The organism is Paenibacillus curdlanolyticus YK9 (assembly GCF_000179615.1).
Lineage (GTDB): Bacteria > Bacillota > Bacilli > Paenibacillales > Paenibacillaceae > Paenibacillus_T > Paenibacillus_T curdlanolyticus.
This window is the reverse complement of the sequence record NZ_AEDD01000001.1, coordinates 42,753-63,096: the sequence shown is the minus strand read 5'-3', so window position 1 is coordinate 63,096 and position 20,344 is coordinate 42,753. Positions and strand designations below refer to the sequence as shown.

Sequence of the window (20,344 nt, the reverse complement as noted above, 5' to 3'; positions counted from 1 at the left end):
TTCTGATAAAAAGGACGGAGACTGTCGCTACAATCGCCGCCCGATACTATGATTTTATCATGCCGCTTCATTGCTAGATACTGCTGGAATGACGTATGCTGCTTTCGTTCGCATCAAGTAATGAATGACGTTGACGAGCTTCCTCATGATGCACACAATGGCTTGTTGCTTCGTTTTACCTGCCGCCATCTTTTGCTCATAGTAAGCGTAAAAATAGGGATTACGTGGCTCTTTTTTCGTTCGTGTAACGGCAATCTGACGGATTGCAAGAGCTTTAATAATGTCATGCAGCTCTCGGTTGCCTTGCTTACTCTTATAGTTCCGATGCTTGTCACCTGAACCAACTGCAATGGGAGCAACACCTGCGAATCGTGCCAGTTTATCAGCCGATGCAAAACGGTGAATATCGCCTATCTCTGCTACCAGCTCTGCCGCTGTAACCAATTCTATGCCTGTCATGGTTTCTAGTTGAAAACCTAGCTGATTCATTAGGCTTGCGATTTCTCTCTCAATTCGGGTCAATCCATGCTCGTAGAATCGGATATTACGGACAAGATCCCTGACAATAAAATCACGCTTGTCTTGGAAGTCTCTTGTTGTATCACCATCATCGACAATCAGCATTAGAATCTGCATCGCCTTCTTGGTCGATAGGGCGTAATTACTTAGCTTTCGGAGATACGTCGCTAGTTCATCCACATCCACACCTGATAGTCGGGACGGTGAAGGATATTTATGCCAGAATGCTAGAGCAGTCTTACCGTCAACCTCTGAGAAAAATTTCTTATAGCTTGGATAATGGTAGCCTAACTGCTGATGAAGCCGTTTGACCATACCCGTCAGCGTTCTAGCTTGCCATTTTCGTTGCGTGACTAGCTGGCTAATCGCCCAGTACAGGTCAATCGGTTTGGCATCGGGAAGATTCAGCAATTCATCGCGTAAAACTTTGGCTACACATTCTGCATCCCAACTGTCCGATTTCTGTATCGTGACATGGCTCTTGCGTCTAGCATTGGCAAGCTTTGCATTGACTTCCTTTACCCAACAACCTTTCTCTGTCAAGTAAACGGCTAATGCCCTGCCGAAGCCGCCGACGTCCTCTAAGCCGTAAACGACGGACATACCTTTCTTAACGTATTTCTTCACCTCTTTTTCTAGCTGTGGGAATACGGTCGGCTTGTTGTCAAACTTGATCTCTCCTAGCTTCTTGTTCCAGCAGTCGATTATTACAGCCGTATGATGTTGCTTGTGCAGGTCTACGCCTACATATACCAGTTGATCCGGTTTCAAGTTCATGGCTAGTTTCACTCCTTATGTGCTGATTGAATGGTGACTGCTAGGCTGAACTGCATCCCGAGCCCAAATGGACGTTGCCACAACGACACATAGCATAGCTTCAGCCCATGAGTAACCATTCAATTATTTATGCAGGTGGTACTACTAGTAAGGTTTGCATCCTCAGTTCGAGCGAACTACGCCGCAATGACACGTTAGCAAAAACCTACCTTGCGCCACCTGTGGTAATATAAATCAAAATAAGGTCATTTTTTAAGTGCTATGCGAAAAATAGTTTTATGTCATCGATCTAAGCATCCGTTTCTCTCTTAGATAATGGCGTGATAATGACCTGGAGCCGTCACTTCGCCGTAGCTATACATGCCGCTGTAGAATTCAGCACGATCTAACATTCGCTTAACCTGCACCTTTGTAAAAGCCGCACCTTGTGCTGTTCGGTAGCCGTCATTGTTGAGCTGCATTGCAAGCTGAGAAAGTGACCAGTGCGAGAATAACGCCTTCAGTTCAAACAGGCGATGTACGACGACTGCACCAGTATCGTCAATTTGCAATACCTTCTCGCCTTTGACCACTCGATAACCATATGGTACACCGCCGCCAGCATAGCCGCCCTGTTGCGCTTTTTTCTTGCGTCCACGACTTAACTTCAATGTAATTTCTAGCCGCTGGTACTGGTCTAGCAACTCCAGCAATCCGTTCACAAGAAAGTCGTTCGGGTCGTGATTGTAGATACTATAGCTCGGCTGTTCAATCGCCGTTACATCTACCTTGTATCGTTTTAGCTCACGCTGGATAAGCACTTTCGCCATATCCGAGCGCCATAGCCTAGAAGTATTGAGGACGATGACTGCCGACACTTCAAGACTTTGCAGATCGGCTAGTAGCTCCTGCAAACCTTCACGTTCGACGGTTAACCCTTCTTCGTCGACTGCCGCACCGCTTATGCCCTTGTCCTCATATACACGAAGCAGTTCCATGCCGTTCTGTTGACAGTACCTTTCGATTTCTTCCAGTTGGTAGAATAAACTATAGCCATCCTTTGCTTGTCCATAAGTTGAAACGCGGACGTATCCGACGACTTTTGTCACGATGAAATGCCCCTCCCGTTACAGTGATTGTAGTCCGTGTAACGCTTCCCCGATTTTCTGCGGATAACTTTCTTTCGTTAACGGTTAAACGTTGATGCGTAGTATACGACCTCTTCCAATTTCTGCACAACCCACATTTTTGTGCTCGTATTCGAGCCGCAGAAGATCGTAAACTACTCACAACGATCTGAAGGGGGGAACACCTCATGACACCTGCCATCCGCATACGAGTAAACGAAATTTTGCTAGAGCGCCGCATGACCAAACAGCAGCTAGCCGCTTTAACTGGACTGCGACCATCTACCATTAGCGACCTATGCAAGCCAACTGTTCAGCGCGTCTATCTCAGCACTTTGGCGAACCTATGTCAGACGCTAGATATTACGCTAGATCAACTTATTGTTCTTGAAACATAAGCAGCCAACACAAATACAAAGAGCGTTCACCACTACCTTCGAAGGGAGAACGCTCTTTGAGGTTTGTATCTATTTCACAGCTTAACGTAACGCTGGCGACTCCCAATAGCTATCCGCGACAGCTTTGAAATTATTACGATCAAATTTGTCCCAGTTGATTTTATTGGCCGTCTGCTTCGTTAAGTCTATTTTCAACAGCGTTGAAAGACTCGAATTTCCATACTCGTCCGTTGTTTCAAATTGCCACAGTAGCGCAACCTCTGCAATGTCAGGCATTGCGAAAAGCTCAGGGAAAAGCTTAATCGAGTCTAGCTGTATGCCGCCGTTCATATAGGCTGCAGTTAGATTATCGTCGGCATGGAGGGTAGCGATTACTATTTTATCCCCTTCATAGTCTGTCCCCATATGGTCATTGACTTCTAGGTTAATAATGCGCGGTTCGTCATTATTGGTACGGTCTCCAATGGCATTGACAATAGCCGCTTCAACTTGATCGTTGGCTTCTGTACCCGATTGCTCTGCAATAGTTTCGTTAACGGTACTTGTTTGCGCAGTTGTCCCCGAGCCACTATCCATAACGTTCAGGATGACTATAACTACAATGCCGATGAAAACTAAGAAGCCTAGACATCCCATGCAGCCATACAAGGCATTGTTACCCTTAGATTTTGCGTTCCCACTTCCTACCGATTTCGCATTGGTAGACTTTGCTGCCGCTGAACTTATTCCGTTAGCCATGTTGATAACTCTCCTTATTCGGTAAATGTTGTAATACCGAATATTGTACATGACAACAGTACTTTTTAGTATTATTTTTTAGTACTTTTGTGCTTGTTACCGTAACTTCTAGCATTGACTACACTTTTCATAAGAGGTGTAGCAGAATGTCCAATGTGCTAGAGTTGGTAGGAGCCCGAATCAGGGAAATTCGCAAATCTAAAGGGCTTACGCAAGATCAGCTTGCCGAAATTAGCCAGTTTCATTATTCGTACATAGGGGGAGTAGAACGAGGAGAACGCAACGTCTCTCTTGAAAACTTGGCGAAAATCGCTGACGCGTTACAGGTCAAACTTAGTCTTTTCTTCGACTATGAAGAACCCAAATCCAGCGCTGTGGACAGCGAACTAGACGAAATCATCTACTTACTCTCCAAGCGTGACGTGAAACAAATTCGCATGGTCAAAAACATTATGCTAGAGATATTTGATCAACTTCCCCTTAATAGGGAAGAGTGACTCTGTTGCCTTTCGGTATGCAGAGTCTTTTTTTAAACTTCAATTTATTACCACCGTCTGCGTCTGCGACTACGGCTTTTGAACACCTTTATCTGATCAACGTACTCCTGAAATTCTGGAAACAATGCAAGCTGCCTGAATCGCCGCTTGACGGGTTCCTCTTTTCCTTTACGTGATTGTTTGTTGTGTGTCGTATCGTTCATCATCGTATATTCCTCCATTGGGTTGTATTTATTGCCCATTCTCGCATTCGCGCTTGGATTATGCGCCTGTTCAAGTTGCTTCTCGGTAACTTTCCTACTTCATGCTTATTGAATCACGCAGAACGGTTTCTTTTCCAAGTAACGCCGCACAAGGTTTTGCTAACATAGCTTCCCATTGTTCACTTGCCAATTGATCGAAGTCGATAGACCTGTCGGCAAGTAACTGTTTGATTGTCTCTCGGATGTAACGTGTATACGTGTTCTCACCTATCTGCCAGTTCCGCACTCGTTCGACTTGTTTAGCAGGGAGCACTGTCCAGTCCTCAATGATGCTAGCAAAATATTGGCGGTTCTGAGTCGGAGGATGATTGATGATGTCCGTTAGCGGTATGCGTGACTCTGGCTTGTATACGATCTCAATGCGAGTCAGTTCACCATCCGTTTGAATACGATGCCGCTCCCATAGTTCAAGCTGCTTATCGTAAACTCGACAATAACCATCCTGCTTCCGTTGATGAGCCTCGCCGAAGTACCGCGTCCCTTTGTATAGGTTCAGTTCTCGCCGCATATCCTTGCTTCCTACAAATACATTATCCAATGAAATGGTAATATCGTAGGCGATGTCGCAGCTAACAAAATAGACTCCACTTGTTTGGCGGCGTATCTCCTCAAGCTCATCGGTAAATTGCTCATAATATTCGGGACGTGTCTCAAGCCGTAACGTATACCAGCCACTACCCTTCTCACTAGGATTGCGGTAAAAAAGATGCAGGTAGGCTCCGTCGGTTCGCTCGATATGTAGCTGATAGCAGTACAGTTTTCCGTAGGTCTCCTTTATTTGATACTTACCTCCATACATTAATCCCATATACCAGCGTAGGAAATACCACTGCGGTATATCCTTATACTCAACGACCAATTTGTCTGTTGATACGTTAACTTCCAGTGCTAACAGTCTCCTTTAGCTTCCTATTCTTCTCGCGCAGCGAACAAAATTTAACACTTAGGTGACTAATACGTAGTATTATAGAGGTCGCCACCGACCGCGCCTTTTGAAACGCCGAACGCAAAAAGAGCGCGAAGAATCCTACGTAGTAGAATTTTCTAAGCGCTCTAAGTGATTGGAAGTTATTTTCAAGTTGCTCTGCGGACAATACTCTCCTTGTCCTTGGCAGTAGTTATTATGACAGAAACTTTTCCCATTGGCAACCTTCAACTAACGGTTGTACCAACGAGCTTTGCATCTATGGCGCTCTAATCGCTTGGTCGGTATATTCTTGCCTCGTTAGACTTGACAGGTTGGCTCGCTGGTTTCTCGTAAGGCTACACCTAATCTACATACGCGAAGTCCCGACGAAATTCTCCCTCCGCCGCTTCAAGCTCCTTCTTCCTCTGAGTAAGATCAAGAAACCAATGCTTATCCTTTATCGCAAGTGCTAGTTCTATCAACTCGTCATAGTCGCACGATTTTATATGTCTGGTCAACGTTTGCATACATGATTCCCCACTTCGATGATACCTGTATCTTCGGTTGGATTTCTTGCAAAATTCACATTAAATTTTCACATTCATGAGTCATTCGTAAAATTTACTGTTCACATATAAATTTCACCATCATAAGTCCGTCGTAAATCCCTACTTACAATGCGCTTTCCTAAGGATATAGCCCTTGCATTCTTCATGTTAAATTTTCATATTCATGAGTTCGTCGTAGAATTTAATGTGACATTAAAATATGGCCATCATGAGTACTTCGTAAAATTCATTTTCTTTCTTCTCTAGCACCTGTCGATTGTAAGAAAAAACCACATGGAGTTGTTACACTCGCATGTGGTTGTATAATTTTATATATTCAACTCTTCTAGTATAGCAGTGACCTTGTTATTAATTTCATCTTGGGTAGCGTATACCTTAGGATAATTTAAATGGTCCTCAAGACTTCCTGAGAATCTTGCGGCACTTCTAGCAAGGTCTTCGAATAATAAGTTTTCTTTACTTGTTAATTCGTCATAATCTGTATCATGATCAAATGTGATATGAAATTCATTACAAAAATAATCCATATCTATAAGGCGACTTTTAAATAACTTTAGAAGCCAGTATAGGCGTTCTTTAGGTGTACGCTCTTTCATTTATTACCTCCACCTTATTTGCTAATTGCCGGAAGATCACCTATCGCTTTTCGAGTATACTCAAAGTGAAGAACCATGTTATTAGTAGCGTCATAAAGAACCTCAAGGTTGTACTTTGCTCCATTTCTATACATTACAGTATAAAACATAGTAGCTGAACTCCCTCTTGGATCTGGTAGACCCTTGCCATACTTTATCGCAGATATTAAGGTTTGTACAGGTACAAATCTTGCGCTATTAGCCATATGTTCAGCTGGTTTTACAGCAAAATTCAACCCTTCTTCAAGTTTTGCTATCCTACTTCCCTTGACGAATAAACCTCCTGCACCTATTGCTATACCTTCCCCTGGATGATTTTCAAGATATTGTGCAGTCGCTTCAGTAAAGCCTTGAATTGCACTGAGTGTGGGATACATTGCATGCGCTTGTTTCATGATCTCATCCATTGGAATCATGGGGTCAGATGTCTGCATAATATCGGATTCAGAATAGTAACCGTTTTTATAGTATTTCGTTTGTCTAACCTTTTTTCTTTCATTTTCAGCTTGTTGAGCCCAATAATCTTTTTCAGCTTGTGTGGGTGCTATCGCCCACATGTTCTTCATTTCATTAATAACATAATTAAATCCTAATTTTTCATTCCAATGACCTGTCGGATCAAAATAAATTAAAGGATTGTTGTTAACATACGTATACAAATTCAAACTCAGAGGATTCGTAATATCCCCTTCATACGTATCCTTATTAATAAACCTTCCCATGGACGGGTCATACCATCTTGCCCTCAGATACTGAAGCTTAGCACCCTCATCCCACATTTCGCCGGAATAGCGGAATAGGTTGTCTACCGTCTCATTACTAGCAATTGTATTTCCCCATAAATCGTAGTCGTAACTGTTAAGAATACTTCCGGCATCAGAACGGATCTCAACGACATCCCCATGTCCATTATGCAAGTAATAGCCTCTGGCATTGGTACTATCCTCTCGCATAATTAGACCTTCTCCGTATAGATAGCTAGCCTTCTCTGTAACTGAACCGTCCGCCTGAACGATTCCCTCACCGATAACTCGGTCTCCATCGTAATAGTAGCGCGTTGTAACATTATTCTCTTTACGTGTCGCTAATAGATTATCTCCATTGTATGTGTATTCAACAACGTTTCCTCCGCTACGCGTTACACGCTTTAGCCGATCCCATTCATCATATTCATAGTTCACATCATCCGATGTTTCATAAATGGATGATGTTGAGTTGAGTGCCTTACGATTACCACGAGAATCATAGCTATAGCTTTCATTGTTCAACGTCGATGTACTAATCCGATTCATGGAATCATACGCAAACTGATTGTTCTTCGTCTGGATTCCCGCGGCACTTTCACTTATTGATGTTATATTCCGGTTATTATCGTAACCATATTGATAGCTTCGCAAGGGATTTGCACTGCCAACTGTCTTATGCGTCAGACTAGTAAGGCTGCCATCTGTAAACGTGAGGTTTTCAACAATATTATTAGCTTTACTAATGCTTTGGACGCGTCCCGCTGGCGTGTATGCATACTGCCCCTGCATTGCACCATTCCACTTGACCTGATCCAATTGGCCAAAGCTGTTATACCCATAGTTTACTGTATCATTGAATGGCGTATGCATTTCACTCCTGCTGCCGTCCGTATTATACTGATAAGCGATAGTTTTGCCATCCGGATAGATTACGGAAGTCAACAGGCTGGTAACCGGGTCATAGTTATACTGTGTAACCAAATTCCCACTATCCGTCAACGACTTGCGAGCGCCTGTTTTATCATACGTGTAACTAATGGTATCAGTTGGCCCTTGCTTTGAAAGCAATTGGTCACGATTGTTATAAGTGAACGTAAAACTCTTGCCGCTCTTATCGACTGTTCGACTCACATTACCATTTGCATCATAATACTGACGCGTTTGCTGTTGGATAGCATCTGTGCTGGAAATAAGTCTTCCGAGCTGGTCGTAACTGCGCGTAAGGACCTGGAGATCAGGATAGGTTATCTTCGTCATATTCCCAGCACGATCATAGCTATATTTGTAGATATTCCCATCTGCTCCCGTCACTTGAATGACCCGGCCTAGTGGATCATAACTATATTGCGTGAGCGCATTCTTCGCATCTTGTGCTGTTAACACTTCACCGGTATACGTATAGGTCTGCGTCCCAACAACAAGATAGCCGCTACCTTGTCCTACTTCTTGCTTAACCACACGTCCAAGAATATCGCCCCATGTGCGAGAGCGTGTACCATCAGCATCCATAGATGTTATCGACCTTGCAATATCATCGTATTGTACGGTCGATAAGCCAGCACCTGGCGCTGTAACTGCAATAGCCCTTCCCCATTTGTCGTATTCGCTTGTCGTTCTCCGCCCCAATGCATCTTCAGTCCAATCAGGACGTGAATAGCTATCATAGTGCTGAGTTGCCTTTCTCAACTTGCTTGCACCAGAAACAATCCCTTGCTCCGTTGACATGCCTAAGGCGTTCCATTGCATGTACTGCATGCGTCCTTCTTCATCCGTAACACGTATTTCGTTATGGGCATCATCAATCGAGTAGCTAACTGTAGTCTGATCTGGCTGTAATACTTGGATAATGCGACCTAGCTTATCATAGGTGTAGCTTGTCGTATCGCCTTTGCCTGTTCGATAACTGGTGATCAATCCGGAAGTTTTATCGTACTCCATACTATTAGTAAAAATTTGCGCGATTCCATCCGCATCTGTGTAAGGCTGATTGATACTGGTAGGGTATGCCCCTTGATATTTGCTTTCGTCGTATGTGATTAAAGTGTCTAAATCACGATTCTCTTCCTTATTCCGAATAAGCGTAACATTGCCATAACTATCATACTGGAATTGAGAATGCTGCAGCACAGCTCCTGAAGCAGTTGTATCCTTCACTATTGCTTCCAGAATATCTCCCTGTGCATTACGCGAGGTAATTTCGGTATAAATGCTCTGTCCCGCTTGAACCGGCACAATAGAGGTTTTCAACAAATGCGTATTCGGATCAAATACATTAGTTGCTGTTACACCTAACGGACTGACTGAAGTTAATGTATTCTGGTAATCATCAAATGTTTGAGACGAAGTGACCGGTGTTGAGGTTGCTCCTGTCACGATATTTTGCGTAACGTTTGTTACACTAATCGGCACAGTACGCCGTTTAGCTTGATCATAAGTATTCGTCGTCTTGCGAACAATGGTACCGTCACTTACCTTGCTCTCTGTCTCATAATAATCATTCCCAACTTCATCGCCACTGTAGTGTTTCAAATAAGTGTGCGTGTGCTCCAACAAGCCATCGAATAAAGTCGCAGAGAAAGTTGTGTCGCCACGATAATTGCTTCCCATATCTCCTTGATAGACGATGCTGGAGTAATTATAGGTTCTGATTGATCCATCAGATAGCGTTTCTACATCTTGGCGATTTGCAACACGATAAGCCTGTGCGGATTGATTGTCGCCAAGCATGCGGGTAACGGGATTAATCTCATACTCATATTTCGTCTTCACACCGGTAGGATGTACTACCTCAGTTAATAGAGCATATGCGTTATCATACGTTGGTGTTGATCCGACAAGGCTAAACTTTGCAGGTTTAACCGCATAACTATACGTTGTTTGCCGTCCTTGCGGATCTATAACCTGGCTTAGCATTTCTTTGCCATTAACAACAGACTTGCTGTAAATAACCTTACGGCTGCCAATTGAAATCTCTACGCTAGCACTGCTGTAAGCAATGTTCATGGTGTTGCCAATTGCATCCGTAACACCAGTTAATACATCACCATATGGAGCTACCGCGCTGTATTGGAACGAGATTGTATTGTTATGATTATCTCTAATCAGGAGTATATTTCCTCTGATGTCAAAATATTGATCAATGCCATATACTGACTTCAATGCATATGAGGAGGTGCGCCCACCCGATATTACCGATGAATCTGATGTAAATGTTAGATCCGACCAAGGGTAATTTTTCAGTTGGTTGCCTTCAATTGCATACGTCCCGCCATCACCGAGACTGACATAGGTTCTGCCATTGTCAAATTTCAGGTAAGGGATATCCCATGACCAGCCCTTTCCAATCGGAAACTTGGACTCCATCATATCCTTCGTAGTTGTATTAACCGCATTCTGGTTAGCTATTACCGCATATACTATCTGATTCGCATTAACAGTAAAGGTATATTCCTGATCATAATAGCCGTCATCATATGTGCCGCCTTTCACGATCGCATTATATGCACCAGCGTTAAGAATTGCACGATCCGCATTCGCTTGATCCGAAGTGGTGAATGGTTGACTAGTAAACGGGTTTGGGGCTTGAACGGCATTACTCCACGATCCATAACGCTCCAACGTACTCCAGCTGCTAAATGAATATTCTTTGTAATAAACGCGATTCGGTTCATACCCACACGGATGTTCTACCACTCTAGGTTTTGTTGGTATGGTTGCTTTATAAGCATCCGCTGAGCTTTTAGTCACGAAAGTTTGGGAATCAATTGGCGTTACAGATCCTGTTCCTGCTGAATATACCGATGATCCAGTAGGTGTATTATTCGTTCCTGAGCACGGGTACTTGACCAGCATTTCGCTGAAGCTCCCGCTTATGTCATATACTAGGTTACGGGATCTAGTACTTACGTTATAATCATAGACATAGTTATAATCATAGGAATACGAAACATCCATCTCGTCCCATTGAGCGCTTGAGCTATTATAGGTACGCCCTAGAGTGAAGGAAAGTCCATTCCTGCCTGGCAATGTTAGATCATTCTCCGAGATTGAAAGGCTCCCTGATAATAAGGATACATTTTCTTGATGCAAGCCAACCGTATATGGCGCTTCGCTTGTCTTAGCGTAAGGTTTCACGATCTTCTCAGGTGTAGGCAGCGTGTTAGGATCGCTCATCAGCGATGCTGTTGCTTTCGTAGCCCCTGCACCATTCAATTGATTTGTAACTTTACTATATAGGGTTGGCTTGATAGCAAACTTATTCATAAGTTTGTTATTCACTGAATGAGCAGGAATGTTGCTCGTGTTCCCATATACAGCATCTGTTGCTGTTGCTTCTCTCGCAGGCTTCAAAGCCTCAGCGCCACTGGCGTCCACTGTGCTTTGCTGATCGTTAGAATTATTCACGGTTTCTGGCGAGATCACTTCAATGTTTTCAGTTTCGGATTGACTACTTTTATTTCCGAATCCATCGCCATTTGCTTGCCAAAGTGATGTGAACAATTCAGAAAGGGTAGAACCTTCAGATAGTTTGTTATCTACCCACTCCTGAGTAACTCCGAATTCACTTACTAGATCCCCAGCAGTAAGACGACCTTCTGCAGCAGCGTAATCATCCTTCTGTTTCTGTAACTCACGAGCGGATTCCATCCGCTGACGTTCGATCTCAAGACGACTATCGCCGAGAGCAGTTAAGTCTTCTGATTGAGCTCCTGTAAGATCACTCTTTTCAGTTGGAACAATCTTTGGCGCTTCTGTCCCTTCCTCTGCCTTTTCTACTTCTTGTTCTGGTTGATCTTCAGTCGAATTCGGGTTTAAATCTGTATTAGTGTTAACATCATTTAATTTATATTGAACCAAGCCATGCCCGTATTCTTCCATGCTGCCGAGATTCACGGCATTGACGTTCATCATTTCTCTAATTTCACTAGCTTTCAATGTCGGGAACGTCGACCAGTACAGCGCAGCAACTGCTGCAGCCTGTGGCACCGCTGCTGATGTCCCTTCAAGAGTCAAAGGCTTCCCTTGTGCGTCAAGCCCTTCGAGCCCAGTTGCCACCGCCGATAGCTCAAGCTTAGAATCTTTGTTCGAGCTTGGTAACCTCTTTTGATCAGCATCCACTGCACCAACAGCCATTACGCTGTTATACTGTGCCGGGAAATCCAGACTATCTAAGCTCGCATTGCCTGCCGCCGCTAACATAAGCAGACCTTTATCTGATGCCGTACTAGTCGCTGCTGCTAATGCTTGAGAGTATATTCTCGTACCAAAACTCATCGTAACCACTTGCATCTGGTTTGCAATCGCCCAATCGAGCCCGCCCAACACTTGGCTCAGCTTACCTTTGCCTTGATCATCCAATACTTTCACAGCATAAACATCAGAGTCCGGCGCCAGCTTCTTCACCAAACTAGCCACATATGTGCCGTGGCCATTATCATCACTAAAGCCTTCTCCTTCGTTGACGATATTAGTACCGCCTTTAATCGTCAGTGAATCCCCCGACCAACTACCGCTGTCCAATACAGCAACTTTAATTCCCTTGCCCGTGGCTGTGGAAGTGGCAGCAGTCACTTGAGGAGTTGTGACCAGTCTAGTTTTTTCCGTTTGTTTTTTCGTTATTTTCTGCGAGGCTGCAATAGAAGATTTCGTAACTTCTCCATCTTCTTCAATAAAGGACAGATTCGGATCTGCCTGCAATTTTACAACTTCCTCCAGCGTTAGTTCCGCAAGAACAATAGGAAACTGATGATATGATTTCTTGACATTACTCCCTAATGAAGCGACGCCCATTTCTTTATCGATGAATCCAATGACATATGGTTGACGCTCTACAGGCGCTGGCTCATTCTCAGCTTGAACTTGCGGCACGACTGCCGTCCATAATAATAAGACTGCTAGGAGTACCATGCTCCAGTTTCGAAACCTCATGCTATTACCTCTCTTTTATTTAGTGATAGGTATTAAAAAACTTAATTCGAAGCAATATCTACATCTTTCGTGTCACTTCCCGCCACAACAAATACCTTACTTAAATCAGCATTAGGTATTTTGTCAAGAGGAATTTTAAATTCCAGAATGGCACTAACTCCAAAAACCTTCCCTGCACCTGTATCTATAATGATTCGTCTCGAACTTGTGGCATTATTTACATACAAGCTCGACCATGTCAATTGCCAAGCTCCGTTCCTATATTCATGTACGGTTGTATTATGGTTAGTTTGTTCCCAACTTCCAATCTCATAATAGGCATGCATTGATGCAAGACTTGTTCCGAATCTTGTCAGCGTAGCTGTACCATTGGGCGCTCCTAAATAAACGAAATAACTGTCGTCATTATAGCCATGCGGCAACAGCATATCGTAATTCTGCAATCTCCCTAGCTCGATCATGATATAGAAGTATGTTCCATCACTCTCCGTGTACACGCTTCTAATATCCCTCTCCGGTTGTTTAATGGTTGTATCCAGAAAATCGTCGTATCCATCTTCTATTTTTCTCGTTCTAGATGTCCATTCGACCGGATTTCCATCCATTATGAGCTTCTTTTGTGAAATACCCGCCTTCACTTTTTTCTTTAGGTTGCCGTTCAGGTCATACTCCAGATTCATTTTTTCACCGGTATCATTGTTAAATATTTGCGTGAGCAGGTTGTTGCTGTAGCTGTACGTAACCCCTGGTCCACTGTTAATTGTTATAGAACTGTTTAAGATGTGCCATGGCCCCCATGTCGTACTGTTTAATACCCTCACTGCAAAGCTCCATGTACCATTAGTAAGCGCAACCGTATGAGTTGAAGAAGCATTGCTGACGATTCCTGAATCATAAGCCTCCCAGAGATTATTTTTAGTCCCAATAATTTGATATTTCACCTGAGGAGACACTGACTGAACTTGCCACGCAAGGTTTACGACGTTCTTATCATTACTAATAGTTCCATTGATCACATACGGGGTTGTAGTTGCGTAAGTAATCGTCATAGTAGAAGCTAATCCATTAAATGTAATTTCGTCAAATTGATCAGCGGCTTCTCTATAAACCCCAAAGTTCAGTTGGCCGTTGCTGTTATTCACAGCGAACTGCGTCATATCTTTTAAATCAAAAAGAAGTCTTTGCCCCCAACTGGCCACTCTAACGACAGGGCTTGCTTGATCAGTCGTGTAAGCAGGCATCGTGCTATATGTTGTCTGTATATTCCAACTACCTGTGAGTCTTCGGGCGATTACATCCATATATCCAGGGTTTGAGGTCTGCGGGTAAAAATTATAGACTTTTTGAACTGTACCTAGATCCAGGGAACTGCTAATAATCTGGCTTCCTGCAGGAATTGCCGATAAATTATATTTAAATAAGGTGATTTTACTGAAGTAGTTATTATAGAAATACATCCCTTGTACTTTGACAGGGGAATTGTACGGGAAGGATTTATTTGGATTCATACTATCCACATACATGCAGTTCTCCATACTAATCGTCGTCGTAGGATCAATAACAATAGGATAAACCAGCCCCTTATTGTCCCACTTCACATCCACAAAAGTCTTATTCCCGTTTTTTCTTTTGGTCAATGTGACATCCCGCTTTGCTCCGCTCTTATCCTGCAGCCACGCTGGCATTAACACGAGTTCACCAGCAGTCATATTATTGGCAAGGTTCCCTATAACCTCGAACGAGAAAGAATCAGGCGCTGCATCGCTGTTCAAATAAATGTTTTCCTTAATGCCGTTGCTAGTTGCGATCAACTCCACATCGGTTTCTTTCCAAACATCCTTATATAAAACCGTGTCTTTCGTTGCTGGGTCCAGCTTCCCTTTACTCGCTTGTGCGCCTATTGGAATAAAGGTTAGCTCGTCATCCCCATAGCCAATCCGATATCCTGTATTGAATTTCTTCGGCACTTGAATTTCATAGGGAACTTCCAGTGCACGGAAGTATTCATTTTCTGCATGCTTTGCACCTGTTTTATTTTTATTGCCTTTCATTCGTTTGGCATTTTCTTTTGACATTGGCGCTTTATTGATATCAATAGTCGCCCCGTCCTGAAGCACCGTGTTAATATTTCGCAGTCCGCCACGATTATCTTCATAGTGAATATCTGTTAGAGAACTGATATATTCGACCGTTCCGTCTGATAACAAAAACTGTTTACTGTTTCGTGTTCGCTTCTCACCGAGCTCTCTGACCACTTTCTTGCCTTTCTTCTCCAACGAAGCATTGACCGACTTTTCATTAATAACCCCTGGCGCCTCTGGTACGACTTCCTCTTCCAGATTATTCGTCGCAGCAACCTCTGTTTGTTGACTTGCAGTTGCTACATGGTCCATGTTCCAAAGCATGCCAATCGAAACTAAGATGATTAATAGTGCTCTAAGCTTCCTGAATTTCACGTCTATTCTCCTCTCAAATAAATAAAACCCCGGCCTTTTTCTATGAAAATGACTCATTGCTAGTCACATTTCACGGAATAAAGTACCGGGGTTGTTTTGTAAACCGCTTGGTTTCAAAATGCATCGCCCTTATGTTTATTTAATAGCGCTTACAACTTCACATCATCGAAATGATTCTACCTCTCCTTTCTGTTAGTGTTGTTTAACCCCTCTCTGATTCAAATTCGCATATTCTTTACTTTATTAGAACTAAGAACACACTCATTTCCCATTTACTGTATCATCATTTTCTATTTTACAGCAAGAGTTGAATTTAATTTTTTATATATTTTTTATGTATCTTATTTCACAGGAGCCATTTTATTAAAATTCTCGCTAAAGTCTACGCCCAACTGTATACAATCGCTAAAAAATCCGTACAATTGAACCTAATGAAGCAAATATAAAAACGTCAATATAAACAATATTCTTATAGAAAAGAAGGATGAACCTTGAAAACAAACGAACTGAATCCTAAGATCGATCAATTTTTCAGTAAATCATCCAAGTGGAAAGCCGAATACGAGAAGTTAAGAGCAATCGTTCTTGACTGCAATTTAACCGAGGAATATAAGTGGATGCATCCTTGTTACACGTTTCAGGACAAGAACATCGTGCTGATCCATGGATTTAAGGAGTACTGCGCGCTTCTGTTTCACAAAGGCTCTTTATTAAAAGACCCCCATGGCGTCCTAATCCAACAAACGGAGAACGTTCAAGCGGCGCGCCAAATTCGGTTCACGAATGTTCAGGAGATCGTTGAGATGGAATCCATCCTGAAAGCCTATATCCATGAAGCCGTTGAAGTTGAGATTGCCGGCTTGGAAGTGAGTTTTAAACCGCATTCCGAATACAGCACACCTGAAGAGCTGCAGCACAAGTTCGATGAGGTTCCCGATCTGAAAACGGCTTTCGAAGCATTGACGCCCGGACGGCAACGCGCATACCTTCTTCATTTCTCTCAACCGAAACAATCCAAGACGCGAGCGTCGCGAGTTGAGAAGTGTATGCAGCAGATTCTCGATGGCAAAGGATTAAATGATAGAGAAAAAGAAAAAGAAGAGATTTAAGCCGCTCCTTGGAGTGGCTTTTTCATTGATCATTTCACTATTTCACTATCGATTCTACAAATTCAATAGCTTCATTAACATACGCAATAATCTCTTCGATTGAGGTTGTTTCTCTTATTTTCAAAGGATGCCATTCAGTACCGTGCACCTCGACAACCATAAGTTTAAATCTTCCTTCATCAAAATTGAACTCAGGGTACCATCCCAGGTCAATGATATACTTCTCTTGGTGGTAACGTACTTGAAATATATCCTCCTTGAACGACCACTTTTGTTCGGTATAAGGAATGGAAGGATCGAAGTCAAAATCGTTTAGAATGACGTCACCTGATTTGAAATCAAACGGATATATCTTTCTCATCACGTCCAACTCTCCCCTTAACAGATTCCCAATGCACTCAATTGCCTGCTGCTCTCAGGCAGCGAATATTGTCCGCCATGTAACTCTCCCTTATCTTACCAAATGCCAGCGGCTAACCTTACAAAGAAAACACAAAAAAAACAAGGCCGCCCTTCGGGCAGCCTTGTCATCACGAATTACAATCCATTTCCTGCTTACTCCAGACCATGCTCTTCCCGGATCTTGTACAAGCCTTGCAGCAGCACGTCAGCCGGGTCGCGGTTCAGCAGCAATTGCGTGAACAACAGATGCAGCGGGAACGCGCATACGTTGTTGCCGTCCACGATCGATGGGAATCCCGTTTCGAAGACTGGGCCGTACTCTTCATTCATGGCCAGGCCGGCATGCACTTCTTCAGGAGCAAACTCTTCCTTAACGACAGAGATGCAATGCGGAACAAGCGCCTTGTCGATGAGCGCTTTCGCTTCTTCTTCCGTCGACGGCGGTTCCGGAAGCGGTCTGCCGCCTTCGGTTTTCATCAGCTCGAAGTAGAACGATGCCATCCAATCGGACGGGTCCTCATTGGACTGGAAGCGTGTAAGCAGCTCACGAAGGAAGAAACCGCATACATATCCATTGTCAGAGCTGTCCTGTACTTGGTAGATAAAGATCGGACCGTAGTTATCGTGGTGGAGTACTTGACCTTCGACTTTGCCGAAGTTTGATTGCAATGCAACTTGGCCATTGTGAAGGACGCCCTTCACAAGCTCATCCCATTTTTGTTGGGCCTCGGCATCATTCATGCCATTTAGTTCATTCATCGTCTCGTTGTTCATCGTCTAATTCACCCTAGACCATCATATCATTCGACGGATTGCGCAGTCTAGTCCGACAGCAAAAACTCGACTGCCAAAGTTTTGACAATTCGTTCGTTTGCTCGATACAATCAGTAAAGACGGTGCTCGAATGCCCTTATTGAAGGAGTGAACTCGTATGAAAGTAAGTCTTGATCTCATTGTCCGTTCGACAGAAATCGATGTGAACGGGCATGTCAATAATGCCAAATATCTCGAATACCTCGAATGGGGCCGCGAGGAATGGTACGACGCGAATGCGCTGCACTATGACGTATTCAAGACGCTGGGCGTCCAGACGGTTACGGTGAACATCAACATCAGCTATCGCAAGGAATGCAGACAAGGCGACCGGCTTATCGTAACGACAGAGCCGCAATCGATCGGGCGAAGCAGCTATGTGCTGAAGCAAGAGATCGTGAACGAGCATGGCGAGCTTTGTGCGGATGCATTAGTAACGAGCGTCACCATGAATATCGAAACGCGCAAAAGCCATGCTGTACCGGATGCCCTTCGTGCAAGGTTTGAATAATCCCCTAACCAAAAAGAGAACCGTAACATCAGGCAGCAAGCCGTCTCGTTACGGTTCTCTTTTCCAATGGGACGCCCACGCTGCTGCAGCGAATTACTTCGACAGCCCCAACCCGCTCAAGCTTCCGCCTTCGGCAAACAATCGCTCGATGTTTTTCTCGACTACAGGGTCAGGAATAAGCGGCGGCGCCTGATGCGGCTTAACCCGCGCATCAATGATCACATTATCGCAAGCCCAATGCTTGAACGCATAACCGCTGTTCACGCCATAAATATCATGCGATGGGTTGCTGCGCGTGAAGGTGGCCCACAGGAAATTGTTCGTCGTCTCGCTCATAAATTCGCTGTCATCGCACAGGATCATCATCGGAGCCGAATCAAGCGGCCCCTTCGCTGCGATAGCCTTGCACAAGCCGTCGATCTCCTGCTGCGCTTCCTCGTAACTTGCGAACGCTGAGCCTTGAATCGCAACGATTCCCGGCATGACAAGCCGTGCTTGCCCGAAGCCCGCAGGCAATTCCGTTAGCTGCGCGGGCACCTCGCGGCACAGCTCCCGCTTCTTCTCTCCAACCGCTGCGAATATAACCTTGCTGCCCGTATTCAAGCCAGTACCGGAATAATCGAGCGTGTCGATGGTCGTATTCGTGTAAAAATGAATGTCCCGCTTCAAATTGATCCGTTCCAAAATATAGCCAAGGAACCCTTCAACGTCATGCGTATCCAATGGCTGACTTTCCTCAGCCGTCATAAACAGGTACTTGGCCAAGCTGAGCTGGCCCGTTCCGAGAATGCGGTTGGCGATCGTGAGAATTTCCGCCGGCTGCTTCACTTGCTCGTATGGGGTATAACGCTCGCTGCCAATGGCAAACAATAGCGGATGAACGCCTGCGGCGTCGACCGCATGCACCTCTTTGACGCCCGGAATTTCCTGCTTGATCGCATCCCCAGTCAGCTCATGGATGAGCGCGCCGAATGCCGTGTCCTCCTGCGGCGGACGTCCGACGACGGTGAACGGGAAAATCGCGTTCGGCCTCGCGTACACCTTATGCACGCGCATGACCGGGAACGGATGCGTCAGACTATAATAGCCCAAGTGATCGCCGAACGGCCCTTCCGGCTTCGTCTCGCCCTGATGGATTTCGCCCGTGATGACGAAATCCGCATCGTTGCTAATGCAGAAGCCGTCGACATAGCTGTAACGGAACCGGCGCCCGGATAGCAAGCCCGCGAACGTCAGCTCGCTCATCCCTTCCGGCAGCGGCATCACGGCCGATAACGTATGCGCCGGAGGCCCGCCTGCAAAAATGCTCACTTTTAGCGGCATACCCTGACGGTTCGCTCGATCCTGATGGATGCCAATGCCGCGATGGATCTGATAATGGATGCCGACTTCCTTGTCCATCTCATAGTCGTTGCCGCTGAGCTGGACGCGGTACATCCCGAGGTTGGAATTCATGATGCCCGGCTTGTCCGGATCTTCGGAATAGACCTGCGGAAGCGTGACGAAAGCGCCACCGTCCCCCTGCCAATGCTTGATGAGCGGCAGATCCGAAATGTTGATTTCCTGCATCTCCGCAGGCTTGCCGCTCTGCTTCATAGGAAGCGCATGTCTGGCTGCAAGTCCTGTACGAACATGCTTGAACGGATTTTTCATCGCTTTGACGGGGTCGTTGCGGAGCGCGATTACGTCCTGAACCGAATCCCACGTCTGCCGGAAAATAAACTTGCTGCGCTCCACCGTTCCGAACAGGTTGGACACCGCGCGGAACTTCGACCCTTTCACCTTTTCGAACAGTAAAGCCGGACCGCCTGCCTCGAACACCTTCAAGTGAATCGCCGCCATCTCCAGATGGGGATCGACCTCTTCATGAATCCGAACGAGATGTCCGTGTTTCTCCAAATCATTGACGCATTCTTCCATATTGCGGTAGATCATGTTAGGACTCCATTCTCCAGAAGCTTAATAAACAT

General features: G+C 44.7%; 14 protein-coding genes. 4 read left to right on the top strand and 10 right to left on the bottom strand.

What is annotated here, in order from left to right; translation table 11 throughout:
* Positions 1–57: 57 nt before the first annotated feature.
* Together PAECUDRAFT_RS00250 and PAECUDRAFT_RS00245 are read right to left on the bottom strand one after the other, a co-directional pair.
* A complete protein-coding gene (locus PAECUDRAFT_RS00250; RefSeq protein ID WP_006036069.1) occupies positions 58–1,296 on the bottom strand; it encodes an IS110 family RNA-guided transposase in 1,239 nt (412 codons plus the stop codon).
* Positions 1,297–1,604: 308 nt separating this feature from the next.
* Positions 1,605–2,387 (bottom strand): recombinase family protein, encoded by a 783-nt coding sequence (locus PAECUDRAFT_RS00245; protein WP_085979453.1) that lies wholly within the window; start codon positions 2,385–2,387, stop codon positions 1,605–1,607.
* A 203-nt stretch (positions 2,388–2,590) separates the two neighbouring features.
* On the opposite strand from PAECUDRAFT_RS00245, the gene PAECUDRAFT_RS00240 reads away from it, so the two are divergent.
* A complete protein-coding gene (locus PAECUDRAFT_RS00240; protein ID WP_006036067.1) occupies positions 2,591–2,800 on the top strand; it encodes a helix-turn-helix domain-containing protein in 210 nt (69 codons plus the stop codon).
* A gap of 81 nt (positions 2,801–2,881) precedes the next feature.
* Here PAECUDRAFT_RS00240 and PAECUDRAFT_RS24360 read toward each other — a convergent pair whose 3' ends face one another.
* Positions 2,882–3,538: a hypothetical protein gene (locus PAECUDRAFT_RS24360; RefSeq protein WP_006036066.1), complete on the bottom strand. Its 657-nt coding sequence runs from the start codon at positions 3,536–3,538 to the stop codon at positions 2,882–2,884.
* A 146-nt stretch (positions 3,539–3,684) separates the two neighbouring features.
* Between PAECUDRAFT_RS24360 and PAECUDRAFT_RS00230 the strand changes: the two genes are divergently transcribed.
* Complete coding sequence (locus PAECUDRAFT_RS00230) at positions 3,685–4,035, top strand: helix-turn-helix domain-containing protein (RefSeq protein ID WP_006036065.1); 351 nt, start codon at positions 3,685–3,687, stop codon at positions 4,033–4,035.
* Positions 4,036–4,332: 297 nt separating this feature from the next.
* Here PAECUDRAFT_RS00230 and PAECUDRAFT_RS00225 read toward each other — a convergent pair whose 3' ends face one another.
* The 4 genes from PAECUDRAFT_RS00225 to PAECUDRAFT_RS00210 form a co-directional block, all read right to left on the bottom strand.
* Complete coding sequence (locus PAECUDRAFT_RS00225; protein WP_199558705.1) at positions 4,333–5,097, bottom strand: replication initiation factor family protein; 765 nt, start codon at positions 5,095–5,097, stop codon at positions 4,333–4,335.
* A gap of 985 nt (positions 5,098–6,082) precedes the next feature.
* A complete protein-coding gene (locus tag PAECUDRAFT_RS00220; protein WP_006036061.1) occupies positions 6,083–6,370 on the bottom strand; it encodes a hypothetical protein in 288 nt (95 codons plus the stop codon).
* Positions 6,371–6,384: 14 nt separating this feature from the next.
* Positions 6,385–13,083, bottom strand: coding sequence for a S8 family serine peptidase (locus tag PAECUDRAFT_RS00215; protein ID WP_006036060.1), 6,699 nt, complete (start codon positions 13,081–13,083; stop codon positions 6,385–6,387).
* A 41-nt stretch (positions 13,084–13,124) separates the two neighbouring features.
* Complete coding sequence (locus tag PAECUDRAFT_RS00210) at positions 13,125–15,539, bottom strand: hypothetical protein (protein ID WP_006036059.1); 2,415 nt, start codon at positions 15,537–15,539, stop codon at positions 13,125–13,127.
* Between the two features lie 491 nt (positions 15,540–16,030).
* On the opposite strand from PAECUDRAFT_RS00210, the gene PAECUDRAFT_RS00205 reads away from it, so the two are divergent.
* Positions 16,031–16,648 (top strand): YdeI/OmpD-associated family protein, encoded by a 618-nt coding sequence (locus tag PAECUDRAFT_RS00205; RefSeq protein WP_006036058.1) that lies wholly within the window; start codon positions 16,031–16,033, stop codon positions 16,646–16,648.
* 37 nt (positions 16,649–16,685) lie between these two features.
* Here the strand turns inward: PAECUDRAFT_RS00205 and PAECUDRAFT_RS00200 are convergent, their stop codons facing one another.
* Positions 16,686–17,012, bottom strand: a complete 327-nt coding sequence (locus tag PAECUDRAFT_RS00200) for a hypothetical protein (RefSeq protein WP_006036057.1) — start codon at positions 17,010–17,012, stop codon at positions 16,686–16,688.
* A gap of 191 nt (positions 17,013–17,203) precedes the next feature.
* Positions 17,204–17,824 carry a hypothetical protein gene (locus PAECUDRAFT_RS00195; RefSeq protein WP_006036056.1) on the bottom strand — a complete coding sequence of 207 codons (621 nt, stop codon included), beginning with the start codon at positions 17,822–17,824 and terminating at the stop codon, positions 17,204–17,206.
* A 157-nt stretch (positions 17,825–17,981) separates the two neighbouring features.
* Here PAECUDRAFT_RS00195 and PAECUDRAFT_RS00190 point away from each other — a divergent pair, with 157 nt between their 5' ends.
* Complete coding sequence (locus PAECUDRAFT_RS00190; protein ID WP_006036055.1) at positions 17,982–18,374, top strand: acyl-CoA thioesterase; 393 nt, start codon at positions 17,982–17,984, stop codon at positions 18,372–18,374.
* Between the two features lie 93 nt (positions 18,375–18,467).
* On the opposite strand, the gene PAECUDRAFT_RS00185 is transcribed toward PAECUDRAFT_RS00190, so the two are convergent.
* On the bottom strand, positions 18,468–20,309 hold the full coding sequence (locus PAECUDRAFT_RS00185) for a UbiD family decarboxylase (RefSeq protein WP_006036054.1): 1,842 nt from the start codon (positions 20,307–20,309) through the stop codon (positions 18,468–18,470).
* Positions 20,310–20,344: the final 35 nt, after the last annotated feature.